Here is a 20,557-nt window from a genome sequence, read left to right as displayed (position 1 = left end):
GCCCATTCTTCATCGGATACGTCGGTCGGATAGGAGCGTGCTGGCTTCATCCGCTTACGATAGCCGCGAAAGCCTCAAGTTCATAACACGCTCTAGGATCAGATGCGCGTTGGCGGCGTGATCGACGCTGTATCGTCCGCGAGTACGGTTTCTGTTTCCTGCACGTCCGCTTCGAACAACTGCATCAGGTCCGCACGCGCGGCGCGCGCGGTTTGTACCACGGCCGCGTCGTCGTCGTAGACCAGGTGTTGTGCGCGCAGCAATTGTTCGTCGTGCTCGCGGAAGCGGGCGATGTGGTCGCGTGCAGTGGCCTGGTCCATGCCGAGGCCAAGCAACACGTGTTCGCTCAGTTCCAGGCTGGAGGCGAATACCTCGCGGAACGGCTCGGCCCCCAGGTCCATCAGCCGCCAAGCGTGCTGGCGGTTGCGCGCGCGTGCCAGCACCCTGGCGCTCGGATACAGGCGGCGGATCAGCCGGGTGGTCTTGATGTTGGTCTCTGGGTCGTCCATCGCCACCACGAACAAGCGGATGCTGTCGCTGCCGGCCGCACGCAGCAAATCCGGGCGGCTGGGATCGCCGTAGTAGAGTGTGTTTCCGAACCGGCGCAAGTCTTCCACGGTGTCCGGGTTGTGTTCCAGCGCCACGAACGGGATGCGTTGCGCGGTCAGCAGCCGTGCCACGACTTGGCCGAACCGGCCCATGCCGGCAATCAGCACTTGCGCACGTTGTGCCTCCACGGTGTCATAGCGGGTGGCTGGTATCGGTGGTGCACGTTTGGCCTTGGCCTCCGTGTCGCCATCGAGCAGGCGTTGTATGCCGATCAGCAACAGTGGCGTCAGCGCCATCGAGACGCTGACGATCGCGACCAGGCGATCGTGGCTGGCGTCGTCGAGCAAGCCCACGCGTTGTGCTTCGATCAACACGACGAAGGCGAACTCTCCACCCAGCCACAGCAGGCTGCCCAGTAGCAGCGCATTGCGCCACGGCAAGCGCAGCATGCGGCCGATGCCAGTCAGCAGGCCGAACTTCACCAACAGCAGGGTCGCCACGCCGGCGATGATCAGCCACGGTTCGGCGACGATGCGATGCAGGTTGATACCCATACCCACTGCGATGAAGAACACGCCCAATAACAGGCCCTTGAAGGGCTCGATCTGCGCTTCCAGCTCGTGCCGGAATTCCGAATCGGCGAGCAACACACCAGCTAAAAATGCGCCCAGGCTTGGGCTCAGTCCAGCCTTCTGCAGGAACCAGGCATTGCCCAGTACCACCAGCAGCGCGCTGGCGGTGAAGACCTCGGGCATGCGCGTGCGCGCCACCACGCGGAACAGATGGCGCAGCACGAAGCGGCCGCACAGCACCACCAGCGCCAGTGCGCCGAGCGCCTGGGCTACTTCTGTCCAGGTCAGCGTGTCGTTCTTGGCGCCGCCGAGCAATGGCACCGCAGCCAGCAGTGGGATCGCGATCAGGTCCTGGAACAGCAGGATGGCGAAGCCGAGCCGACCGTAGTCGCTATTGAGTGCCTTGCGCTCGGCCAGCAACTGCAGGCCTACCGCAGTGGAGGACAGCGCCAGCGCCATGCCCACCACGAGCGCGCTTTTCCAGTTCATGCCCAGGCACAGCAGCAGCACGCCCAACGGCAAGGCGCTCAGCGCGACTTGCGCGGTGCCTGCGCCGAATACCGCATGCCGCATCACCTTCAACCGTGCCGGCGACAGTTCCAGGCCGATCAGGAACAGCAGCATGACCACGCCGATTTCGGCGGCGTTGAAAATGCGCTGGGTATCCTGCGCGAAGCCGAACCCGTCCGGGCCCAGCACCACGCCTGCAACCAGATAGGCCAGCACCGCCCCCAGGCCAAGCCGCTTGAACACCGGCACCGCGATCACGGCGGCCAGCAGCAATACCAGCGCTAGTTCCAGCCCGCTGCTATGCACGCGTTGTCTCCATCGTCCTATTATGCGACTCATGCGACTGTTGATGCGAGCAGTGGCGGGTCTGGCTAAGCGTCGCTAACAAACGAATGCGCCGCCGCCGCATCGGCGCGGGCAGTACTCGGAATCTTGATGTACCCCTGTACACGGCGGTTCCTGCGCGCTGTCCACGCCCACCCGGCAGCGACTGTGACGTTTCGTTAGCCACGCTAAGACATCCGCATCTGCGCGCAGACAGGTGTCTCAATCGTGTCCAGGCCATCTTGCCGGTGCTGCCCACGTCGGCGTCAGGCGTGTACCGTGATGGCATCCGCTCGCAGGTCTGCTGTCACCATGAGTACCTATCATCTGCAGTCCGTGTTCCGTCCTGCCGCAGTCGCCGTCGTCGGTGGCAGTCCGCGCGAGCGCTCGGCCGGGCGTGCCGTGGTGCGCGCGCTGCACGCGGCGGGCTTTCCCGGCCAGATCGGCTGGGTCAGTCCGCGTTATCGGCAGATCGATGGCGTACCCACGGTGCGCCACCTTGCCGATCTGCCATGGGTGCCGGATCTGGTGGTCATCACGGCACCAGCGCGGATGGTGCCGCGCATCGTCGCGATCGCGGCACGCCGTGGCGTGGCTGCGGCGATCATCCTGACCGCTGGGCTCGGCAGCGGGCCGGGCTCGCCAGCGGCGCGGGTGGAGCACGTAGCGCGTGCCAAGGGGGTGCGTGTCCTCGGTCCGCACTGCCTGGGGGTGATCGCGCCGCACGCGCGGCTCAACGCCAGCATCGCCGCACACTGTCCGCAGCCGGGCGACCTGGCGCTGGTGTCCGAATCCAGCGCCATCGCCGCGGCGCTGGTGGAATGGGGCGTGGCGCGCGCGGTCGGCTTCTCCGCAGTGGTGTCGCTGGGCGATGCGCTGGATGTGGATTTCGCCGATTTGCTCGACTATTTCGCCACCGACGAACGCACCCGTGCAATCTTGCTGTACGTCGAGCATATCCGTGACGCACGTAAATTCATGTCCGCCGCCCGCGCCGCGGCGCGCGCTAAACCGGTGGTGGTGGTGAAGTCCGGTCGGCTGTTGCGCATCGGCTCTTCTGCCGATACCCATGTGCAGGCGTTGGCCAGTCCCGATGAGGTTTACGCTGCCGCCTTCGCCCGTGCCGGGTTGCTGCGAGTGCGCGCGCTGGACGAGCTGTTCGCCGCCGCGCAGACCCTGGGGCGGTTGAGCACTTTTCCTGGCCGGCGCCTGGCCATTCTCAGCAATGGCAGTGGTGTCGGTCGTCTGGCGATGGACACGCTGGTCGAGCTTGGCGGCACCCTGGCGGCATTGTCGCCGCAGACCCAGCAGCGGCTGCAACAGGCGTTGCCGCAGGAGCAGCCGCACGCCAATCCGGTGGACATCCTGGTGGATGCCGATGGCGAACGTTATGCCGCCGCGATTGCCGCGTTGTTGGACGATACACAGAACGACGCGGTGTTGGTGGTCAACGTGCCGACGGCGTTCACCTCTTCTGCGGAAGTGGCGCAGGCGCTGAACCGCGCGCTCGATCAGCGTCCGCGTCAGCATCGCGACAAGCCGGTGTTCGCGGTCTGGTTAGGCAACGACGCAAGCGCCAGCGCCGCGCGCATTCCCACCTATGCCACCGAGGCCGACGCGGTGCGTGGGTTCATGCACCTGGTGCGCTATCGCGAGGCGCAGGCGGCATTGATGGAAACCCCGCCCAGTCTGCCCGACGATGTCGTCTTCGATGTTGCCGCAGCGCGCGCGATTGTCGATGCCGCGTTGGCTGCTGGACAGGCATGGTTGGACCCGCTCGCGACCACGCAGCTACTGGCCGCTTACGGGATTCCCACCGCGCCTGTGGCGCATGCCGCGAGCGCCGACGCGGCGGCGGAGTTGGCTGCGCCGATGCTCGCACAGGGCGTCGCGGTCGCAGTGAAGATTCATTCGGCCGATATTCCGCACAAGTCCGATGTGGATGGCGTGCGCCTGAATCTGGTCAGTGTGGAGGCGGTGCGCGATGCCGCCGAAGGCATCCTGGCCCGCGCACGCGCCGCACGTCCGGATGCGCGCATCGATGGGGTGTTGGTACAACCATCGTTGTTGCGACCGAAGGCGCGCGAATTGATTGTCGGGATCGCCGACGATCCGGTCTTCGGTCCGGTGATTGTCTTCGGTCGTGGCGGCACTGCGGTGGAAGTGATCGACGACAAAGCGCTGGCATTGCCACCGTTGGACTTGCGCCTGGCGCACGAACTGATCGGCCGCACCCGCGTCAGCCGCATCCTCAAGGCTTACCGCGACGTACCCGCCGCCGACGAGCGCGCCGTGGCGATGGTGTTGGTCAAGCTCGCGCAACTGGCCGTGGACCTGCCGGAGATCCGCGAAGTGGACATCAATCCGTTGCTGGCCGACCGTGACGGCGTGATCGCCGTCGATGCGCGCGTGGTGGTGGCACCATCGCGGCGCTTGCACAAGGGGCGTGGCCATCCGCGTTTTGCGATTCTCCCCTATCCCAAGGAATGGGAGCGAAGCATTGTCCTCAACGATGGCGCCGAAGCTTTCGTGCGCCCGGTCCGGGCGGAAGACGATGCGCTGTTCCGGCGCTTCTTCACGCGTGTGAGCGAGGAGGATCTACGTTTGCGCTTCTTCCAGGCGTTCAAGCATTTCAGCCATGAATTCATCGCGCGCCTGACCCAGCTCGACTACGCGCGCTCGATCGCGTTGGTGGCAATCGAACCCAGTACGGGCGAAATGCTCGGTGCGGTGCGTTTGCATGCCGATGCCGATTACGGCCATGGCGAATACGCGATTCTGATTCGCTCCGATCTCAAGGGGCAGGGCATTGGCTGGCAATTGATGCGGATCATGATCGAATACGCCGGTTGGCTCGGCCTACAGGTCATCGAGGGCCAGGTCCTGCGCGAGAACCGCACGATGCTGGCGATGTGCCGGCAACTGCACTTCAGTGTCACCGCCGATCCTGACGATCCGATGCTGATGAATGTGATGTTGCCGGTGGGCAAGCATTGAGGCGTGTCGTTGCAGGATCGCGTCGATGCACGCCTAACTTGGCGGCACAGTGCAGATTGGCGTGTCTGGTTCAATCTGCACGGGCCTGGCACAGGCGTTCGATGACGCGTGGCTTGCGCGCACCGCAACGGCAGCGTGTCAGGGCGATGCCGTTCGCCGCTGCTCAGTCCTCATGGCTGTCTTCTTCGCGAGTGAACGCTGCCAGCCGCAGTTTCACCCGGTGCTCGACCCCGGCCGGGCATTGCCCAGGCGCGGGGCCGCGAAAATAGCTGCGTTGCCAGCCTTCGCGGCTGGCCGCTGAATCCGGCTGCGCCAAGTCCTGCAGAAACTGGCCACGGCTGCGCATCCACGTTTGATGTTCACGCTCCAGTTGCGGGGTCTGCGACAACGGTTGCCAGCGCGGCTGCGTCTGCGTCAGTAGCTGGCGCTGCACCGGGAAAAAGTGGCAGAACGGTTCGCCAGCGTCGAAGCGCACGCGTCCGGGCCGGGTGAACTGCCAGTTCATGGTGAAGGTGTAGGGACTCCAGTCGGTTTCGATCAAGCCGGTGAGGCCGGCGATACCGTCCTTGGGCCGGTTGACTGGCGCGGTCACGTACAGGTCCACACCCGACTCGGTGCGGAACAGGCAGGGCACGTGGAAGGTGAGCACGCCATAGCCGAAGTGGCTGACCGCTGGCGCTGGCGTGTCCAGTGACGGATGTACGCGCAGGTCCTCTAGCGCATTGCCGCCGTTCCACTCGGCCTCGAACGCGGTCTGGCACAGCAATTCCCAACCGTGCGCGTTGGCGATGTCCAGCGGCAGACAGCGGTAGGCGTAGCGTTCGGCGGTGCGGTCCATCCATGGCCGCTCGCGCGGCGCTGGACGCACGTCGAGCGTGTGGCCGTCGAGAACGTGAGCGGTGAGTTTCATGGCAGTGGCATGGCGAGGGGCGAATGCCGAGTGTGACGCGTCGCCGGCGCGCTGGCGACTGTGGCGGCGTGGCGCGATGGATCAGGCTGCTTCGAATTCCAGCAGCGCGACGCCATCGGCGACCAGCTCGCCTTCGCGCACGCGGTAGCCGTGGACGATGCCGTCGGTGGGTGCCTGCAGGGTGTGCTCCATTTTCATCGCTTCCAGCACCAGCAACGGCGTGCCGCGGGTCACTTGCGTGCCGGGTGCGACCAGCAGCGCCACCACGCGGCCTGGCATCGGCGCAGTCAGTCCGCCGCTATCGATGGCCGGCTGGTCCGCTTCTGCGATGGGATCGTGACGTTCGAACAGATAGCCCCGGCCGTCCACGAACAGATGCAATTGGTTGCCGACGAACACGGTGTCGGCCTGCACGCGCTGTGTGCCCAGGTGTGCGGTCAGGCGATCATCTTGCCATTGTCCGGTGACGTCCAGTTCTGCATTGGCATCGGTGTCGTGCATGCGCCAGCCGTTGGCATTGGCACTCAGACGCAGGCAACGACGCAGTTCGCCATGCTGCAAGGTCAATCGGCGTGGCGCGGGCGCGCCCAAGCGCCAGCCATCGCGCAGATCCCAGGGCGAGTGCGGATCGTCGGGGTGCGCGGCCTGCATGCGCTCGTGCAGTCGCCAGGCCAGTGCGGCCAGGTGCCAGATCGCGTCTGCGGTCGGCACCGTGCTGTCGAACAGCGCGGCGTGCTCGCGCTCGATCAGCGCCGTATCCAGGTCCGCCTGGGCGAATGCGCCGGTCGCGACCAGACGTTGCAGGAACGCCACATTGGTCGCGACGCCGACGACCTGGCATGCGCTCAGTGCCGTCTGCATGCGCCGCAGCGCGCCTGCGCGGGTCGTCTCCCAGACGATCACCTTGGCGATCATCGGGTCGTAATGCGGACCGATCACATCGCCTTGCTCGACTCCCGCATCGACGCGCGTGTGTGCATCGGCGGCGGGCAGGCGCAGGTGTCGCAATGTGCCGATGCAGGGCAGGAAGCCGCGTGTCGGGTCTTCCGCGTACAGCCGTGCTTCCAGTGCATGGCCGTGGATTGTCAGTTCGTGCTGGCGCTGCGGCAGCGGTTGGCCGGCCGCCACGCGCAACTGCCATTCGACCAGATCGGTGCCGGTGATGTACTCGGTGACCGGGTGTTCCACCTGCAGCCGGGTGTTCATTTCCATGAAGTAGAACGTGCCGTCGGGTGCGACGATGAATTCCACCGTGCCGGCGCCGACGTAGCCGACCGCACGCGCGGCTTCCACCGCAGCGTGGCCCATCGCGGCACGACGTTCTTCGTCCATGCCCGGTGCCGGCGCTTCTTCGAGCACTTTTTGGTGACGGCGTTGTACCGAGCAATCGCGCTCGAACAGGTACACGCATTCGCCATACTGGTCGCCGAACACCTGGATTTCGATGTGGCGTGGGCGTAGCACGTATTTCTCCACGAGTACGTGCGCATTGCCGAATGCGGTTTGCGCTTCGCGTTGGCAGGCGAGCAGTGCCGTGGCGAAGTCCTCGTTGCGGTCGACCCGGCGCATGCCTTTGCCGCCGCCACCGGCGCTGGCCTTGATGAGGACCGGATAGCCGATGGCATCGGCTTGCGAACGCAGGAATTCCATCTCCTGGCGTTCACCGTGGTAGCCAGGCGTCAGCGGCACGGCGGCGGCCTGCATCAGTGCCTTGGCCGCGCTCTTATCGCCCATTGCGCGGATTGCGGCCGGTGGTGGGCCGATGAAGACGATGCCGCGTTTGGCGCAATCCTCGGCGAAGGTCGGGTTTTCGGAGACGAAACCGTAGCCGGGGTGGATTGCTTGTGCTCGGCAGTGCTGTGCGGCATCGAGGATGCGCTCGCTGCGCAGGTAGCTTTCGCTTGGTGGAGCGGCGCCGATGTACACGGCGGCGTCGGCCATGCGGACATGGCGAGCGTTGCGATCAGCATCGGAATATACGGCCACGGTAGCGATGCCGAGTCGGCGGCATGTGGTGATCACCCGGCAGGCGATTTCGCCGCGATTGGCGATCAGTATCTTGTCGAACACCGTCAGATTGGGCGTTGCCATGGTTGAGTGCCTGGGGCAAGAAAGAGGCGATGGGCGAGGGAGTCGACAGACTGCGCGTGGCGATGGTGTGTTCGCTGTGGATTTTTATGTGTTTACGACCTTTGCATATCCTCAAACATCTACGTGCATATAAGGATTTCCAGCGAGCAGAGTTCACGAGCAAAATTGTTGCTGTTGCTGTTGCTGTTGCTGTTGCTGTTGCTGTTGCTGTTGCTGTTGCTGTTGCTTGTGCTTTTGACTTGGCGGGTTCCCTTCCGAAGCGGCGGCCATGACGGGGGGAAACCCCGCAGGGGCGGCGCACAGGGATGTGCGCCGTTCGCGGCAGGGGCATGATGCCCCTTCCGCGAATCCCCGGCATGGACGCGGACCCGGAGCGCGTAGCGCGGAGGGCGCGAGGCAGGGCGTGCTTTCTTTTGGTGACTTTTCTTTGCACGAGCAAAGAAAAGCCACTCGCCGAGAGGCGAAAGCTTTTGCTTTTGCTTTGTCTGTGTCCTGAAGTTTCAAAGCAAGAGCAGAAGCTTCCGCTCACGCGGGTCACTTTTCTTTGCTTGTGCAAAGAAAAGTAACCAAAAGAAAACACACCCCGCAACGCGCCTTCCGCGCTATGCGCTCCAGGTTCGCAGCCACGATGAGCATTTTTCGACGGCACATCCATGTGCCGACGAAAAACGACGCGCATCGTGCGCGTCGCCCTTCGAGTATTCGCCCATCGTGGCTGCCGCGTCGAGGGGGCCCGGTCAATCAAAAGCAAAACAGCAACAGCACAAGCAACAGCAAGGCTGGTTCTTGCGGACATGGCCGAATGTGTCACCCTCGACCACGTTGAAAGGCAAGTCAAACGCTTATACCGGCTCACATCCGGAACACTCCGAACCGACTCGGCTCCACCGGCGCATTCAATGCCGCCGACAGCCCAAGCCCCAACACACGCCGCGTCTGCGCCGGGTCGATGATGCCGTCGTCCCACAGCCGCGCGCTGGCGTAGTAGGGATGGCATTGACGCTCGAATTGCTCGCGGATCGGTGTCTTGAACGTGTGCTCCTGCTCGGCCGACCACTGCCCGCCCTTGGCGTGGATGCCATCGCGACGCACGGTCGCCAATACGCTGGCCGCCTGTTCGCCTCCCATCACCCCGATCCGCGCGTTCGGCCACATCCACAGGAAATTGGGCGAGTACGCCCGCCCACACATGCCGTAATTGCCGGCGCCGAACGAGCCGCCAATCACCACGGTGAACTTGGGCACCTTCGCACAGGCCACCGCCATCACCAGCTTCGCGCCATCCTTGGCGATGCCGCCATGCTCGTATTTGCGCCCAACCATGAAGCCGGTGATGTTTTGCAGAAATACCAGCGGAATGCCGCGCTGCGCGCATAACTCGATGAAATGCGCGCCCTTGAGTGCGGATTCTGAAAACAAGATGCCATTGTTGGCGACGATCCCCACCGGGTACCCATGCAGATGGGCAAAGCCGGTCACCAAAGTAGTGCCGTAGCGTGCCTTGAACTCGTCCAGGCGCGAGCCGTCCACCACTCGCGCGATCACCTCGCGCGCATCGAAGGGTTTGCGTGGATCGGCCGGAATCACCCCGTACAGTTCTTCGGCTGGATACAACGGTGGCTCCGGTGTGCGCAGCGCCAGTGCCGGCGTTGGTTTGCGCCAGTTGAGTTGTGCCACGATCGCGCGCACGCGCGCCAGCGCCTGCACATCGTTGTCGACAAAATGGTCGGCTACGCCGGAAATACGCGTGTGCACGTCGGCACCGCCCAGTTCTTCGGCGCTGACATCCTCGCCGGTGGCGGCTTTCACCAACGGTGGCCCACCAAGGAAGATGGTACCTTGTTCGCGCACGATCACCGTCTCCTCGCTCATCGCCGGCACGTAGGCGCCACCGGCAGTGCACGAGCCCATCACGCAGGCGATCTGCGCGATGCCTTGCGCCGACAGGTTGGCCTGGTTATAGAAAATGCGACCAAAGTGGTCACGGTCGGGAAACACCTCGTCCTGCAACGGCAGGAACGCGCCGCCGGAATCGACCAGATACAGGCACGGCAGCCGGTTCTGCTGCGCGATCTCCTGTGCGCGCAGATGCTTTTTGACCGTCATCGGGTAGTAGGTGCCGCCCTTGACCGTGGCGTCGTTGGCCACGATCACGCATTCCACGCCGCAGACCCGGCCAATCCCCGCGACCACGCCGGCGCATGGCACCTCATCGTCGTACAGGCCCAGCGCGGCCAACGGGGCGATTTCGAGGAAGGCGCTGCCTGGATCGAGCAGGGTGTCGATGCGCTCGCGCGCCAGCAGTTTTCCGCGTGCCTGATGCTTGGCGCGCGCGGCTTCGCTGCCGCCCAGGGCGATCCGTGCCTGGGTGCGTTGCAGATCGTCCACCAGCGCACTTAGCGCGGCGGCATTGGCCGCGAAGGTATCGCTACCGGCTTGCAACTGGGTCTGGATCGCAGGCATCGCGGGGGCCGTCGAGGAGAGTGGAGGGGAAACGTGTCTTGCGGAAACAGTGGGTGTTATTTGGTCTGCTCGAACAACTCGCGGCCGATCAACATGCGGCGGATCTCCGAGGTGCCAGCGCCGATTTCGTACAGTTTGGCGTCGCGCCACAGGCGTCCTGCGGGATAGTCGTTGATGTAGCCGTTGCCGCCCAGGACCTGGATTGCCTGGCCGGTGAGCCAGGTCGCTTTCTCGGCCGCATACAGAATGGCGCCAGCAGCATCCTGGCGCGTGGTACGGCCAGCGTCACAGGCGCGGGCCACGGCGTACACATAGGCACGGCAAGCATTGAGGCCCACGTACATGTCGGCCAATTTGCCCTGTATCAGTTGGAAGTTGCCGATCGCCTCGCCGAACTGGTGGCGCTCGTGCACGTAGGGCAGTATCACGTCCAGCGCCGCCGCCATCAGCCCCAGTGGACCACCGGAGAGCACCACGCGTTCGTAATCCAGGCCCGACATCAGCACGCGCACGCCACCGCCGACCTCGCCGAGGACGTTCTCCGCAGGCACTTCGCAGTCCTGGAACACCAGCTCGCAGGTGTTGGAGCCGCGCATGCCGAGCTTGTCCAACTTCTGCGCGGTGGAGAAGCCGAGCATGGTCTTCTCGACCACGAACGCGGTGATGCCGCGCGCGCCGCCAGATGGATCGGTCTTGGCATAGACCACCAGCACGTCTGCGTCAGGACCGTTGGTGATCCACATCTTGTTGCCGTTGAGGACGTAGCGGTCGCCGCGCGCTTCGGCGCGTAGTTTCATCGACACCACATCCGAGCCGGCGCCGGGTTCGCTCATCGCCAGCGCGCCGACATGTTCGCCGCTGCAGAGTTTGGGCAGGTAGCGCGTCTTCTGCGCGGCGTTGCCGTTCTTGCGCAACTGGTTCACGCACAGATTCGAATGCGCGCCGTAGGACAGGCCGATGGCACCGCAGCCACGCGAGATCTCCTCCATCGCCACCACATGGGCCAGATAGCCCATCGCACTGCCGCCGTATTGCTCCTCGACGGTGAGACCGAGCAGGCCTTGTTCGCCGAGTTTGCGCCACAGCGACACGGGGAAGGCGTTGTCGCGGTCGGCCTGTGCGGCCAGTGGTGCGATCTCGCGTGCGGCGAAGGCGGCGACGCTGTCGCGTAGCAGATCGATCTCCTCCCCCAGCTCGAAGTTCAGTGACGGCATCAACATGCGGCAGGCTCCGGAGGTGGCAGGTGGCCGGCGATGCCGCGCATCCGGGCGGCATCGGCGAAGTGAACGCAGCTCCAGCGTAGTCGGGGACGGCAAAGAAGTGAATACGAATTCACTAATTGGACATAAAATCACGTCATGGCCTACAAACGCTCTGCGCTGATGCAAGAACGCCTTGCCGGCAACCGTCAGCGCATCCTGTTGGCGGCGCGGCGGTTGATTGCCATAGGTGGGTTCCGTGGCGCGCCGGTGATCGCGGTGGCCGCCGAGGCGGGTGTCTCCACTGGCCTGATCTACCGTCACTTTCCGTCCAAGGCCGAGCTGTTCGTGGAGGTGTTGACGGCGGCGGTGGAGCACGAATTGACCATCCTGCGTGCGATCGCCGCCGAGCCGGCACCGGCGGCGCAGCGTTTGCGGCGGGCCATTGCCGCGTTCGTGCGGCGTGCCTTGGCCGGCCCCGGGCTGGCCTATGCCTTCATCGCCGAGCCGGTGGAGCCAGAGATCGATGCCGAACGCATCCGCTGCCGGCGCCTGCTCGGCGAGGTGTTCAAGCATCTGCTGACCGAGGGTGTGGCTGCTGGGGAGTTTCCGCCGCAAGATTTGGAGGCGGCAGCGGCTTGCTTGGTCGGTGCCTACACCGAGGCGCTGGTCGGCCCGACTGCGCCCAGCCGCGATGGCCTGCGCGACAACGAGCGGCTGGTGGAGGCGGTATGCAGTTTCTGTCTGCGCGCGGTCGGTAGCGCCTGACCTGTAGCTGCCCGCAACGGTGGGCTGTTGCGATGCAGCACGTTTCGTCTGCGCTTGAGGGCATTGCCCGCGTGCCGTGCGAGGCAAACGCTGGCTATACTCGGCGCGTAGCGGCGGTCCGATCACCACGTGCCAAAGGGGTGTGATGTGCGGAATTACGACCTCGAATTTCTCAAGCGCTTTTCACTGGTGATCGGCCTGCTGATGCTGATCACGGTGGGGCTGATGGTGTTGGCGTTCTACTTGCAGCGGGCGATTCCGCCGGAAGTCTCGCCGGTCGCGCTCAAGCGCACCCAGGAGCGCATCGCGCCGGTCGGCGCGGTCTATGCGGGCAGTACCGGCGCTGCGGCGCAGGCCGCTGCGCAGGCGGCGGCCCTGGCCAAAGCCTCGGCGCAGGCGGCCTACGGTGGCACCACCGACGGCAAGACGATCTTCAACAACCTATGCACCGCCTGCCACACCAATGGCGTGGGCAAGGCGCCGACACTGGATCACGCGCACTGGGATGCACGTATCGCCCAGGGCAAGCCGACGCTCTACAAGCACGCGATCGAGGGCTACAACGGTCCCGATGGCGGGATCATGCCGCCCAAGGGCGGCAACCCTGGGCTAACCGAGGCGCAGATCCACGCCACCGTGGATTGGATGCTGTCCAATCTGAAGTAAATCTGGCGTCGTGTCGCGCGCCGCTGTCGGGTGTCGCATGCGTCAGCATGCAGATGCCGATCCCGCGTTACAGCAAAAGATGCTCAAACGACTGAAACCCTCGCATCTCCCCGATGGCATCGATTACAAGGCGTATTCGCTTCTGGTGGATCGTGTGCGGATCAACCTGAAAAAGCCTCAGCTCTACGGTAGCCAGTTTCATCGGGTCGACAACACGTGGGTGCCTTACCCTATCGATCATCCTGCCGATGTCGATCAACGGCGCCAAGCTCTAGGGTTGATGCCCTTGCGACTGTACGCGTGCGTGGTGGTCGCTGCGAATACGTACAACGGCAATTGAGGCAATTGAGTTGCGTTGGCGTGCGCGTTGCAGTCGTTCGGCTCAGGAACTGCAACGTTGCCGGTGCCGCCGCCAGTTCCACAGGTGCGCGCCGGCCAAGGCCAGACTGCCCGCGACGGTGATGGGGGTTTCGTTGTCTTTGCCGGCAAGATCGAGCGCACCGATCAGTAAGCCAGCCAGCCCCAGCACGGCCAGGGACCACAGCGGCCAGGGCAGCGGCTCATGCCGGTGTGCGCGCCACAGCGCCAGCCCGGCCAGCGGCGCGGCGATGCTGACAAACAATACATGCACCCACTCCGCTTGCGCCCAGGTGCCGAACAGCGGCAGGGCCGCCGCCAGCAACGGTAACGCCAGACAATGCAGCAGGCATAAGCCGGACAGCAGCATTGCGGATGCATCGAGGAAGGGTTGCGACAAGGATTTCACGGTCAACGGTTCGGGCACGTATTGCGTTATAGGCTAACATTCTCAGGCGCACCTGAGCGCGTCTCACGCCGATGTCCGCCATGACCATGTCTGCCGTCTCCGACCGCCGTCTTCCCGTCACCGTGCTGTCCGGCTTCCTTGGCGCCGGCAAGACCACGCTGCTCAATAACGTGCTGCGCAACCGCGAGGGGCGTCGGGTGGCGGTGATCGTCAACGATATGAGCGAGATCAACATCGATGCGGCGCTGGTGCGCGAGGGCGGCGCCGCGCTTAGCCGCACCGAGGAAACGCTGGTCGAGTTCAGTAACGGCTGCATCTGCTGCACTCTGCGCGATGATTTGCGTCAGGAGGTGCAGCGTCTGGCCGGTAGCGGTCGTTATGACTATCTGCTGATCGAATCCACCGGCATTTCCGAGCCGATGCCGGTGGCGGCGACCTTCGCCATGCGCGATGCCGATGGGCACGGTCTGGCCGATGTCGCGCGGCTGGACACCATGCTCACTGTTGTCGATGGGGTGAGTTTCCTGCGCGATTTCGCTTCGGCCGAGCGTCTGGCCGATCGCGGTCTGCGGGCCGGTGACGATGACGATCGTGGTCTGGTCAACTTGTTGGTGGAACAGATCGAGTTCGCCGATGTGATTGTCATCAGCAAGAGCGATCTGGCCGATACGGTCACGCTCGAACGCACCCGTGCGGTGTTGCGCGCGCTCAACCGCCAGGCGCGCATCGTCGAAGCCATTCGTGGCGATGTACCGCTGGATTTAGTGCTGGAAACCGGTCGTTTCGATTTCGTGCGCGCGCAACTGGCACCGGGCTGGATGCAGGCACTGCGCGGCGAACATGCGCCGGAAACCGAGCAGTTCGATATCGGCAGCTTCGTGTATCGCGCACGGCGTCCGTTCCATCCGCTGCGCTTTGCGCAATTGACCCAGCGCGGCTTGCACGATGTGATCCGCAGCAAGGGCTTTTTCTGGCTGGCTAGCCGCATGGACTGGGTCGGCGAACTGTCGATTGTCGGTCCGGCGATCCAGACCCAGGCCGCTGGCTTCTGGTACGCCGCGCGCGAGCGTGTGGACCAGGGATTGTTGGAAACCCCGTTGGTGCTGCCGCCGTCGCCGCTGGTGTACACCGAATTGGGCTGGCAACGGCAACACACCGCATGTTGGAACGCCCCGCCGCCGCAGGCCGAGGACGTTGGCGATGCGCGCGAGTATGCCGCGCTGCGCGCCATGTGGCATCCGTTGTGGGGCGACCGCCGTCAGGAGTTGGCCGTGATCGGGGTCGGCCTGGACGAGGCGCGGGTGCGTGCCGAACTCGATGCCTGCTTGCTCGACGATGCGGAGTTGGGTCAGGGTCCGGTGGCATGGCAGGGGCTGGACGATCCGTTTCCGGCGTGGCGTCGCTGAGGTCGGAGTCGGGCTTCGACACGGCACATTGTCCGTTGAGATAGCGCGCCTCACGCGCAACATCCGGTTCGGAAAAGAACGCTGCGTGCGTCATGTGCGCATGTGGTTCGCATCCCACCCCGGTATGATGTGAGGATGACATCTCCTGCTTTCCCAGCGGTTTCTGCTGTATTGACCCTGCATGGCCCGGCCGGCCCGATTGAGGCGGCCGTGGATCTGCCCGATGCCGACGTCGTCGCATTGCCAGTCACCGCGATCATTTGCCACCCGCTGTCCACCGAGGGCGGCAGCATGCACAACAAGGTGGTGACGATGGTCGGGCGCGCGCTGCGCGAACTCGGCGTGCGGGTGGTGCGTTTCAATTTCCGCAGCGTGGGTGCTTCCGCCGGCGGTTTCGACCACGGTGTGGGCGAGCAGCAGGATCTGGCCGCCGTGGCCGCCTGGGTGCGCGCGCAGCGTCCGCACGATGCGCTGTGGCTGGCCGGTTTCAGCTTTGGTGCCTATGTGTCGCTGTGCGCCAGCGCTGCGCTGCAGCCGCAGGTGCTGATCTCGATCGCACCGCCGGTCGGGCGCTGGGATTTCGATGGTGTGGCGCCGCCGCCGCAGTGGCTGGTGATCCAGGGCGATGCCGACGAAATCGTCGATCCACAGGCGGTATATGCTTGGTTGGAGACGTTGGCGTCGCCACCACAACTGGTGCGCATGCCCGATACCAGCCATTTCTTTCATCGTAAGCTAATCGATCTGCGCGGTGCCTTGCAGCACGCGGTCAAGGGCTGGTTGCCGGCGGCACAGGCGTGAGTGCGGCGACAATCCCTTCGCGGCGCTACGCCGATGGCGTGGCGCGTGGGGACTGGCTCGACGATCCGGCACAGCATGCTGCGCTGGCCGAACTGGATCGTCTCCACACGGCGATCGTGGAGAGCGAGCAAGACGGCTGGCTGGACCGCATGGCGGCGTTCTGGAAGAAGCCCGAGCCGGTGCGCGGCTTGTACTTCTGGGGTGGAGTAGGGCGCGGCAAGACCTTCCTGGTCGATCTGTTCTACGACGGCTTGCCGATCGAGCGTAAGTACCGCACGCATTTCCATCGCTTCATGCGCGGTGTGCACGAGCGCCTGCGCGAGCATGCCGGGCATAGCGATCCCCTGGCCAGAATCGCGCAGGAGTGGCGCACCCGTCTGCGGGTGCTGGTGCTGGACGAATTCTTTGTGACCGACATCGGCGATGCGATGTTGCTGGGACGATTGCTGGAGCGCTTGTTCGCCGAGGGTGTCACCCTGGTGACCACTTCCAACACCGCGCCGCAGAATCTCTACCTCAACGGTTTGCAGCGGGCGAGCTTCCTGCCGGTCATCGCGCTGCTGCAAAAGTACTGCGTGGAGTTATACGCCGAAGGCACCGAGGACTACCGCATGCGCGCGTTGACGCGCTCGCCGGTATACCGCACGTCGCTGGCCGAGGAGACCGACGCATGGCTGGAACAGCGTTGGAGCGAGCTGACCGGCAATGCCGAGGCGCGATGTGGCAACATCGAGATCGAAGCGCGCAAGATTCCGGTGCGCGCACGTGGCAAGAGTATCGTCTGGTTCGATTTCGCCGCGTTGTGCGAGGGGCCGCGCAGTCCGAATGACTACATCGAAATCGCGCGCGAGTTCACCACTCTCCTGCTTGGCGGTATTCCTCACTTTGGTCGCGCCAACGAAGACGCTGCACGGCGCTTCGTCAACCTGATCGATGAGTTGTACGACCGGCATGTCAATCTGGTCTGCACAGCGCAGGATCCGCCGCCGCTGCTGTACACCGGTGAGCGCCTGGCCGGTGCGTTCGAACGCACCGCCTCGCGCCTGATCGAAATGCAGAGCGCCGAGTACCTGGCCGCCGCGCACCGCGCCTGAGTGCCGGGGCTGCGCGGCGGCATGCCGGTCGCGATGACGGGACTGCCTGCTTGGGCTGTGCTCAGCGCACCGCCCCGGGCGCACACAGCCCGGCGACGAAGCGTGGCATCAGTCCCGCGCCATCGATTTCTTCCAGATAGGCGGCCGCCAGGCAGCTGGCGCCGTCTCTGTCCGCGCAGCGCGCTGGCCCCAGGTCGCCCTCCTGTGGCAATTGCCGTTCCATGGCCTGGCGCTGTGCTGCGGGCAGGGCGTCGCGGAAAGTTTCTTCGGCATCGAGCAGGGCGGATGGGAAGAGCCGGTTGGTCGGCACCGTCGGGCATTGGCGGCGTGTTTCACGGGCCAGCGCCTCGGCACCGGGGCCGACCAGGGTGTCGCCGTCGGGCAGCGTATTGGGCTCGGTGTCGGTGGGCGTACCGCTGAGCGCGGCCAGCAGCAGCAATGGTGCGAGCATGCGACACCCTCCTTGAGTATTGCCTGGCGGCATAATCCCACCTTAGCCGAGCCGGTGGCGGATCTGACCCGCCGCCAGCGGCCGGCCTCGGTGACGAGTTGGTTCTCGAATAAATATAGCTTGCTATTTAATAGCTAGCGATTTAATATCGTGGACATGAATCGTCCTGCCGCTGCTGCCACCGACCTGCTCCGGCTGGACAACCAGTTGTGCTTCGCCCTGTATTCGGCCAACTTGGCCATGCACAAGCTCTACAGGCGGCTGTTGCGCGCGCTCGGCCTGACCTATCCCCAGTACCTTGCGATGCTAGTGCTGTGGGAGCAGGACCAGTGCAGTGTTTCAGACATCGGCGAACGCCTGTTCCTGGATTCGGCCACGCTGACGCCGCTGCTCAAGCGCCTGGAGGCGCTCGGTCTGCTGACCCGCCGCCGTGCTATGGAGGACGAGCGCCGGGTGGTGGTCGCGTTGACCGAGCGCGGTCGCGCCTTGCGCGAGCGGGCGCAGGTGTTGCCGGAGCGTGTGTTGTGCGCGGTTGCCTGCGATCTGGAGCAACTGAACCTTTTGAAACACGAACTGGAGGACATCCGCGGCAAATTATTGGCCTCGCCTTGAGTCTGGCCTGCGTCTACCTCGCCGATTTTGCTGTGTCCTAACTCTGTGTTCGACTCTCCCCATCCCTGACGCTGCGGCGTCGTCCTTCGAAGGAGTATCACCATGGCTTCACCGACCACCATTGCTTACACCGCCACCGCCACCGCCACCGGGGGCCGCGACGGCCGCGCCGCGACCCCTGACAAGGCGTTGGACGTCAAGCTATCGACTCCGCGTGAACTGGGCGGCGCCGGCGGCGACGGCACCAACCCGGAACAACTGTTCGCGGCCGGTTATTCGGCCTGTTTCCTCGGCGCGATGAAGTTCGTCGCCGGTCAGGAGCAGCTCAAGCTGCCGGCCGAGCCGACCATCGAAGGCCAGGTCGGCATCGGCCAGATCCCCGGCGGATTCGGCATCGCCGTGGAACTGCGCATCGCGGTGCCGGGCATGGAGCGTGCGGCGTTGCAAGCGCTGGTGGACAAGGCCCATCAGGTATGCCCGTATTCCAATGCCACCCGTGGCAACATCGATGTGAATCTGGTTGTGGTCGCCTGACTCAGCAGTGCCCGACCCGCCGCACGACGGCGGTGTCCGGCACTGCGATGTCCTCTGCTCCTTGAGTATTGCCTGGCGGCATAATCCCACCTTAGCCGAGCCGGTGGCGGATCTGACCCGCCGCCAGCGGCCGGCCTCGGTGACGAGTTGGTTCTCGAATAAATATAGCTTGCTATTTAATAGCTAGCGATTTAATATCGTGGACATGAATCGTCCTGCCGCTGCTGCCACCGACCTGCTCCGGCTGGACAACCAGTTGTGCTTCGCCCTGTATTCGGCCAACTTGGCCATGCACAAGCTCTACAGGCGGCTGTTGCGCGCGCTCGGCCTGACCTATCCCCAGTACCTTGCGATGCTAGTGCTGTGGGAGCAGGACCAGTGCAGTGTTTCAGACATCGGCGAACGCCTGTTCCTGGATTCGGCCACGCTGACGCCGCTGCTCAAGCGCCTGGAGGCGCTCGGTCTGCTGACCCGCCGCCGTGCTATGGAGGACGAGCGCCGGGTGGTGGTCGCGTTGACCGAGCGCGGTCGCGCCTTGCGCGAGCGGGCGCAGGTGTTGCCGGAGCGTGTGTTGTGCGCGGTTGCCTGCGATCTGGAGCAACTGAACCTTTTGAAACACGAACTGGAGGACATCCGCGGCAAATTATTGGCCTCGCCTTGAGTCTGGCCTGCGTCTACCTCGCCGATTTTGCTGTGTCCTAACTCTGTGTTCGACTCTCCCCATCCCTGACGCTGCGGCGTCGTCCTTCGAAGGAGTATCACCATGGCTTCACCGACCACCATTGCTTACACCGCCACCGCCACCGCCACCGGGGGCCGCGACGGCCGCGCCGCGACCCCTGACAAGGCGTTGGACGTCAAGCTATCGACTCCGCGTGAACTGGGCGGCGCCGGCGGCGACGGCACCAACCCGGAACAACTGTTCGCGGCCGGTTATTCGGCCTGTTTCCTCGGCGCGATGAAGTTCGTCGCCGGTCAGGAGCAGCTCAAGCTGCCGGCCGAGCCGACCATCGAAGGCCAGGTCGGCATCGGCCAGATCCCCGGCGGATTCGGCATCGCCGTGGAACTGCGCATCGCGGTGCCGGGCATGGAGCGTGCGGCGTTGCAAGCGCTGGTGGACAAGGCCCATCAGGTATGCCCGTATTCCAATGCCACCCGTGGCAACATCGATGTGAATCTGGTTGTGGTCGCCTGACTCAGCAGTGCCCGACCCGCCGCACGACGGCGGTGTCCGGCACTGCGATGTCCTCTGCCCGCGGCATTGGCGCCGGGCAGAAGCGCATCCCCCGCAGCGGGCGGCCATCGGCCGCCCGTTTGCGTTGTGCCGACAGCCCGCCGTCCCCCCGTTTTGGCCGCGCGCCCTGGTTGTTTCACAAGGCCATCACGGCCTCGATCCCGGTGATGGAGGCCGGTTGCGCAGGCAAACCATTGGCAGGCTTAGCTTTTCGTGATTACACCTACATTTAGCGTTGACGCCACTATGACACCCCACTATCTTGGGGTTGTCGGTTCCTGAGGCATCTCGCCTCGGGATCAAAAGGGAAGCCGGTATGGCGTGTGAGCGCCAACGCCGGTGCTGTGCCGCAGCGGTCATTGGGAACGAACCTCCAACTGCCTGAGGCGCACGCCTTGGCGGGCGAGGGGCTCGGAACTGCCCAGTAGCCGCGGTCTATCAGCCCGAAGACCTGCCGACAGCCGCGTGAAGCACACCGCGTGGCGCCGACCTTGTGTCTCCGGGGGGAGATCTTGGTGACGCAGATGACCGCTCGCAGGCCCCGCTTGTGCGGCTGGTTTTCCGTGACACCGCATCACCTTCGCCGATTCGGTCGGACCGCTGCCTGAGG

General features: G+C 64.6%; 19 protein-coding genes, 1 other RNA gene and 1 riboswitch. Of the genes, 13 read left to right on the top strand and 7 right to left on the bottom strand.

Annotated features, from left to right (window positions below; translation table 11 throughout):
• Nucleotides 1-98: 98 nt before the first annotated feature.
• Nucleotides 99-1,937 carry a monovalent cation:proton antiporter-2 (CPA2) family protein gene (locus XANALMUS060_RS08950; protein ID WP_045738090.1) on the bottom strand — a complete coding sequence of 613 codons (1,839 nt, stop codon included), beginning with the start codon at nt 1,935-1,937 and terminating at the stop codon, nt 99-101.
• Nucleotides 1,938-2,066: 129 nt separating this feature from the next.
• Between XANALMUS060_RS08950 and XANALMUS060_RS18525 the strand changes: the two genes are divergently transcribed.
• Together XANALMUS060_RS18525 and XANALMUS060_RS08945 are read left to right on the top strand one after the other, a co-directional pair.
• Nucleotides 2,067-2,140, top strand: a non-coding RNA gene (locus XANALMUS060_RS18525) — sX9 sRNA.
• Between the two features lie 127 nt (nt 2,141-2,267).
• Nucleotides 2,268-4,952, top strand: coding sequence for a bifunctional acetate--CoA ligase family protein/GNAT family N-acetyltransferase (locus tag XANALMUS060_RS08945; protein WP_045738089.1), 2,685 nt, complete (start codon nt 2,268-2,270; stop codon nt 4,950-4,952).
• Between the two features lie 163 nt (nt 4,953-5,115).
• Here XANALMUS060_RS08945 and XANALMUS060_RS08940 read toward each other — a convergent pair whose 3' ends face one another.
• Nucleotides 5,116-5,862 (bottom strand): DUF6065 family protein, encoded by a 747-nt coding sequence (locus tag XANALMUS060_RS08940; RefSeq protein ID WP_045738088.1) that lies wholly within the window; start codon nt 5,860-5,862, stop codon nt 5,116-5,118.
• Between the two features lie 81 nt (nt 5,863-5,943).
• Entirely contained in the window at nt 5,944-7,953 is a 2,010-nt protein-coding gene (locus XANALMUS060_RS08935; protein ID WP_045738087.1) for an acetyl/propionyl/methylcrotonyl-CoA carboxylase subunit alpha, read from the bottom strand.
• 2 nt (nt 7,954-7,955) lie between these two features.
• On the opposite strand from XANALMUS060_RS08935, the gene XANALMUS060_RS20535 reads away from it, so the two are divergent.
• A complete protein-coding gene (locus tag XANALMUS060_RS20535) occupies nt 7,956-8,225 on the top strand; it encodes a hypothetical protein (RefSeq protein WP_161795398.1) in 270 nt (89 codons plus the stop codon).
• Nucleotides 8,226-8,805: 580 nt separating this feature from the next.
• Here XANALMUS060_RS20535 and XANALMUS060_RS08930 read toward each other — a convergent pair.
• Both XANALMUS060_RS08930 and XANALMUS060_RS08925 read right to left on the bottom strand, forming a co-directional pair.
• Entirely contained in the window at nt 8,806-10,416 is a 1,611-nt protein-coding gene (locus XANALMUS060_RS08930; protein ID WP_045738086.1) for a carboxyl transferase domain-containing protein, read from the bottom strand.
• 56 nt (nt 10,417-10,472) lie between these two features.
• Nucleotides 10,473-11,636 (bottom strand): isovaleryl-CoA dehydrogenase, encoded by a 1,164-nt coding sequence (locus tag XANALMUS060_RS08925; protein ID WP_045738085.1) that lies wholly within the window; start codon nt 11,634-11,636, stop codon nt 10,473-10,475.
• A gap of 138 nt (nt 11,637-11,774) precedes the next feature.
• On the opposite strand from XANALMUS060_RS08925, the gene XANALMUS060_RS08920 reads away from it, so the two are divergent.
• The 3 genes from XANALMUS060_RS08920 to XANALMUS060_RS08910 all read left to right on the top strand — a co-directional run bounded on the left by XANALMUS060_RS08920 (nt 11,775) and on the right by XANALMUS060_RS08910 (nt 13,389).
• Nucleotides 11,775-12,383, top strand: coding sequence for a TetR/AcrR family transcriptional regulator (locus XANALMUS060_RS08920; RefSeq protein WP_045738084.1), 609 nt, complete (start codon nt 11,775-11,777; stop codon nt 12,381-12,383).
• 147 nt (nt 12,384-12,530) lie between these two features.
• Nucleotides 12,531-13,049, top strand: a complete 519-nt coding sequence (locus XANALMUS060_RS08915) for a c-type cytochrome (RefSeq protein ID WP_045738083.1) — start codon at nt 12,531-12,533, stop codon at nt 13,047-13,049.
• A gap of 37 nt (nt 13,050-13,086) precedes the next feature.
• The gene (locus tag XANALMUS060_RS08910) at nt 13,087-13,389 is read left to right on the top strand and encodes a DUF6624 domain-containing protein (protein ID WP_045738082.1); all 303 of its coding nucleotides are present in this window, start codon (nt 13,087-13,089) and stop codon (nt 13,387-13,389) included.
• A gap of 42 nt (nt 13,390-13,431) precedes the next feature.
• Here the strand turns inward: XANALMUS060_RS08910 and XANALMUS060_RS08905 are convergent, their stop codons facing one another.
• On the bottom strand, nt 13,432-13,815 hold the full coding sequence (locus XANALMUS060_RS08905) for a MerC domain-containing protein (protein ID WP_045728858.1): 384 nt from the start codon (nt 13,813-13,815) through the stop codon (nt 13,432-13,434).
• Nucleotides 13,816-13,895: 80 nt separating this feature from the next.
• On the opposite strand from XANALMUS060_RS08905, the gene XANALMUS060_RS08900 reads away from it, so the two are divergent.
• From XANALMUS060_RS08900 to zapE, 3 genes are all read left to right on the top strand, one after another.
• Nucleotides 13,896-15,221, top strand: a complete 1,326-nt coding sequence (locus tag XANALMUS060_RS08900) for a GTP-binding protein (protein WP_045738111.1) — start codon at nt 13,896-13,898, stop codon at nt 15,219-15,221.
• 135 nt (nt 15,222-15,356) lie between these two features.
• Nucleotides 15,357-16,022, top strand: a complete 666-nt coding sequence (locus XANALMUS060_RS08895; protein ID WP_045738081.1) for a CocE/NonD family hydrolase — start codon at nt 15,357-15,359, stop codon at nt 16,020-16,022.
• Complete coding sequence (gene zapE, locus XANALMUS060_RS08890; RefSeq protein WP_045738080.1) at nt 16,019-17,116, top strand: cell division protein ZapE; 1,098 nt, start codon at nt 16,019-16,021, stop codon at nt 17,114-17,116. Before XANALMUS060_RS08895 ends, zapE begins: the two co-directional genes overlap by 4 nt.
• Before the next feature lie 61 nt (nt 17,117-17,177).
• Here zapE and XANALMUS060_RS08885 read toward each other — a convergent pair whose 3' ends face one another.
• On the bottom strand, nt 17,178-17,567 hold the full coding sequence (locus XANALMUS060_RS08885) for a hypothetical protein (protein ID WP_045738079.1): 390 nt from the start codon (nt 17,565-17,567) through the stop codon (nt 17,178-17,180).
• Nucleotides 17,568-17,723: 156 nt separating this feature from the next.
• Between XANALMUS060_RS08885 and XANALMUS060_RS08880 the strand changes: the two genes are divergently transcribed.
• From XANALMUS060_RS08880 to XANALMUS060_RS08865, 4 genes are all read left to right on the top strand, one after another.
• Nucleotides 17,724-18,179: a MarR family transcriptional regulator gene (locus XANALMUS060_RS08880; protein WP_045738078.1), complete on the top strand. Its 456-nt coding sequence runs from the start codon at nt 17,724-17,726 to the stop codon at nt 18,177-18,179.
• 102 nt (nt 18,180-18,281) lie between these two features.
• On the top strand, nt 18,282-18,713 hold the full coding sequence (locus XANALMUS060_RS08875) for an organic hydroperoxide resistance protein (RefSeq protein WP_045738077.1): 432 nt from the start codon (nt 18,282-18,284) through the stop codon (nt 18,711-18,713).
• A gap of 205 nt (nt 18,714-18,918) precedes the next feature.
• Nucleotides 18,919-19,374: a MarR family transcriptional regulator gene (locus XANALMUS060_RS08870; RefSeq protein ID WP_045738078.1), complete on the top strand. Its 456-nt coding sequence runs from the start codon at nt 18,919-18,921 to the stop codon at nt 19,372-19,374.
• A 102-nt stretch (nt 19,375-19,476) separates the two neighbouring features.
• Nucleotides 19,477-19,908, top strand: a complete 432-nt coding sequence (locus XANALMUS060_RS08865; protein ID WP_045738077.1) for an organic hydroperoxide resistance protein — start codon at nt 19,477-19,479, stop codon at nt 19,906-19,908.
• 294 nt (nt 19,909-20,202) lie between these two features.
• A riboswitch (cobalamin riboswitch) is annotated at nt 20,203-20,421 on the top strand.
• Nucleotides 20,422-20,557: the final 136 nt, after the last annotated feature.

It is taken from the genome of Xanthomonas sp. MUS 060 (assembly GCF_000963215.1).
In the GTDB taxonomy this organism is placed as follows: domain Bacteria; phylum Pseudomonadota; class Gammaproteobacteria; order Xanthomonadales; family Xanthomonadaceae; genus Xanthomonas_A.
The sequence above is the reverse complement of the archived record's forward strand: the minus strand, read 5'-3'. Positions and strand labels throughout refer to the sequence as shown.

Excerpts from the sequence above, each read along its gene's own strand:
- XANALMUS060_RS08945 (WP_045738089.1), top strand. The coding sequence starts at position 2,268 with ATGAGTACCTATCATCTGCAGTCCGTGTTCCGTCCTGCCGCAGTCGCC.
- XANALMUS060_RS08940 (WP_045738088.1), bottom strand. The coding sequence starts at position 5,862 with ATGAAACTCACCGCTCACGTTCTCGACGGCCACACGCTCGACGTGCGT.
- XANALMUS060_RS08935 (WP_045738087.1), bottom strand. The coding sequence starts at position 7,953 with ATGGCAACGCCCAATCTGACGGTGTTCGACAAGATACTGATCGCCAAT.
- XANALMUS060_RS08930 (WP_045738086.1), bottom strand. The coding sequence starts at position 10,416 with ATGCCTGCGATCCAGACCCAGTTGCAAGCCGGTAGCGATACCTTCGCG.
- XANALMUS060_RS08925 (WP_045738085.1), bottom strand. The coding sequence starts at position 11,636 with ATGTTGATGCCGTCACTGAACTTCGAGCTGGGGGAGGAGATCGATCTG.
- XANALMUS060_RS08920 (WP_045738084.1), top strand. The coding sequence starts at position 11,775 with ATGGCCTACAAACGCTCTGCGCTGATGCAAGAACGCCTTGCCGGCAAC.
- XANALMUS060_RS08910 (WP_045738082.1), top strand. The coding sequence starts at position 13,087 with ATGCGTCAGCATGCAGATGCCGATCCCGCGTTACAGCAAAAGATGCTC.
- XANALMUS060_RS08900 (WP_045738111.1), top strand. The coding sequence starts at position 13,896 with ATGACCATGTCTGCCGTCTCCGACCGCCGTCTTCCCGTCACCGTGCTG.
- XANALMUS060_RS08895 (WP_045738081.1), top strand. The coding sequence starts at position 15,357 with ATGACATCTCCTGCTTTCCCAGCGGTTTCTGCTGTATTGACCCTGCAT.
- XANALMUS060_RS08885 (WP_045738079.1), bottom strand. The coding sequence starts at position 17,567 with ATGCTCGCACCATTGCTGCTGCTGGCCGCGCTCAGCGGTACGCCCACC.
- XANALMUS060_RS08880 (WP_045738078.1), top strand. The coding sequence starts at position 17,724 with ATGAATCGTCCTGCCGCTGCTGCCACCGACCTGCTCCGGCTGGACAAC.
- XANALMUS060_RS08875 (WP_045738077.1), top strand. The coding sequence starts at position 18,282 with ATGGCTTCACCGACCACCATTGCTTACACCGCCACCGCCACCGCCACC.
- XANALMUS060_RS08870 (WP_045738078.1), top strand. The coding sequence starts at position 18,919 with ATGAATCGTCCTGCCGCTGCTGCCACCGACCTGCTCCGGCTGGACAAC.
- XANALMUS060_RS08865 (WP_045738077.1), top strand. The coding sequence starts at position 19,477 with ATGGCTTCACCGACCACCATTGCTTACACCGCCACCGCCACCGCCACC.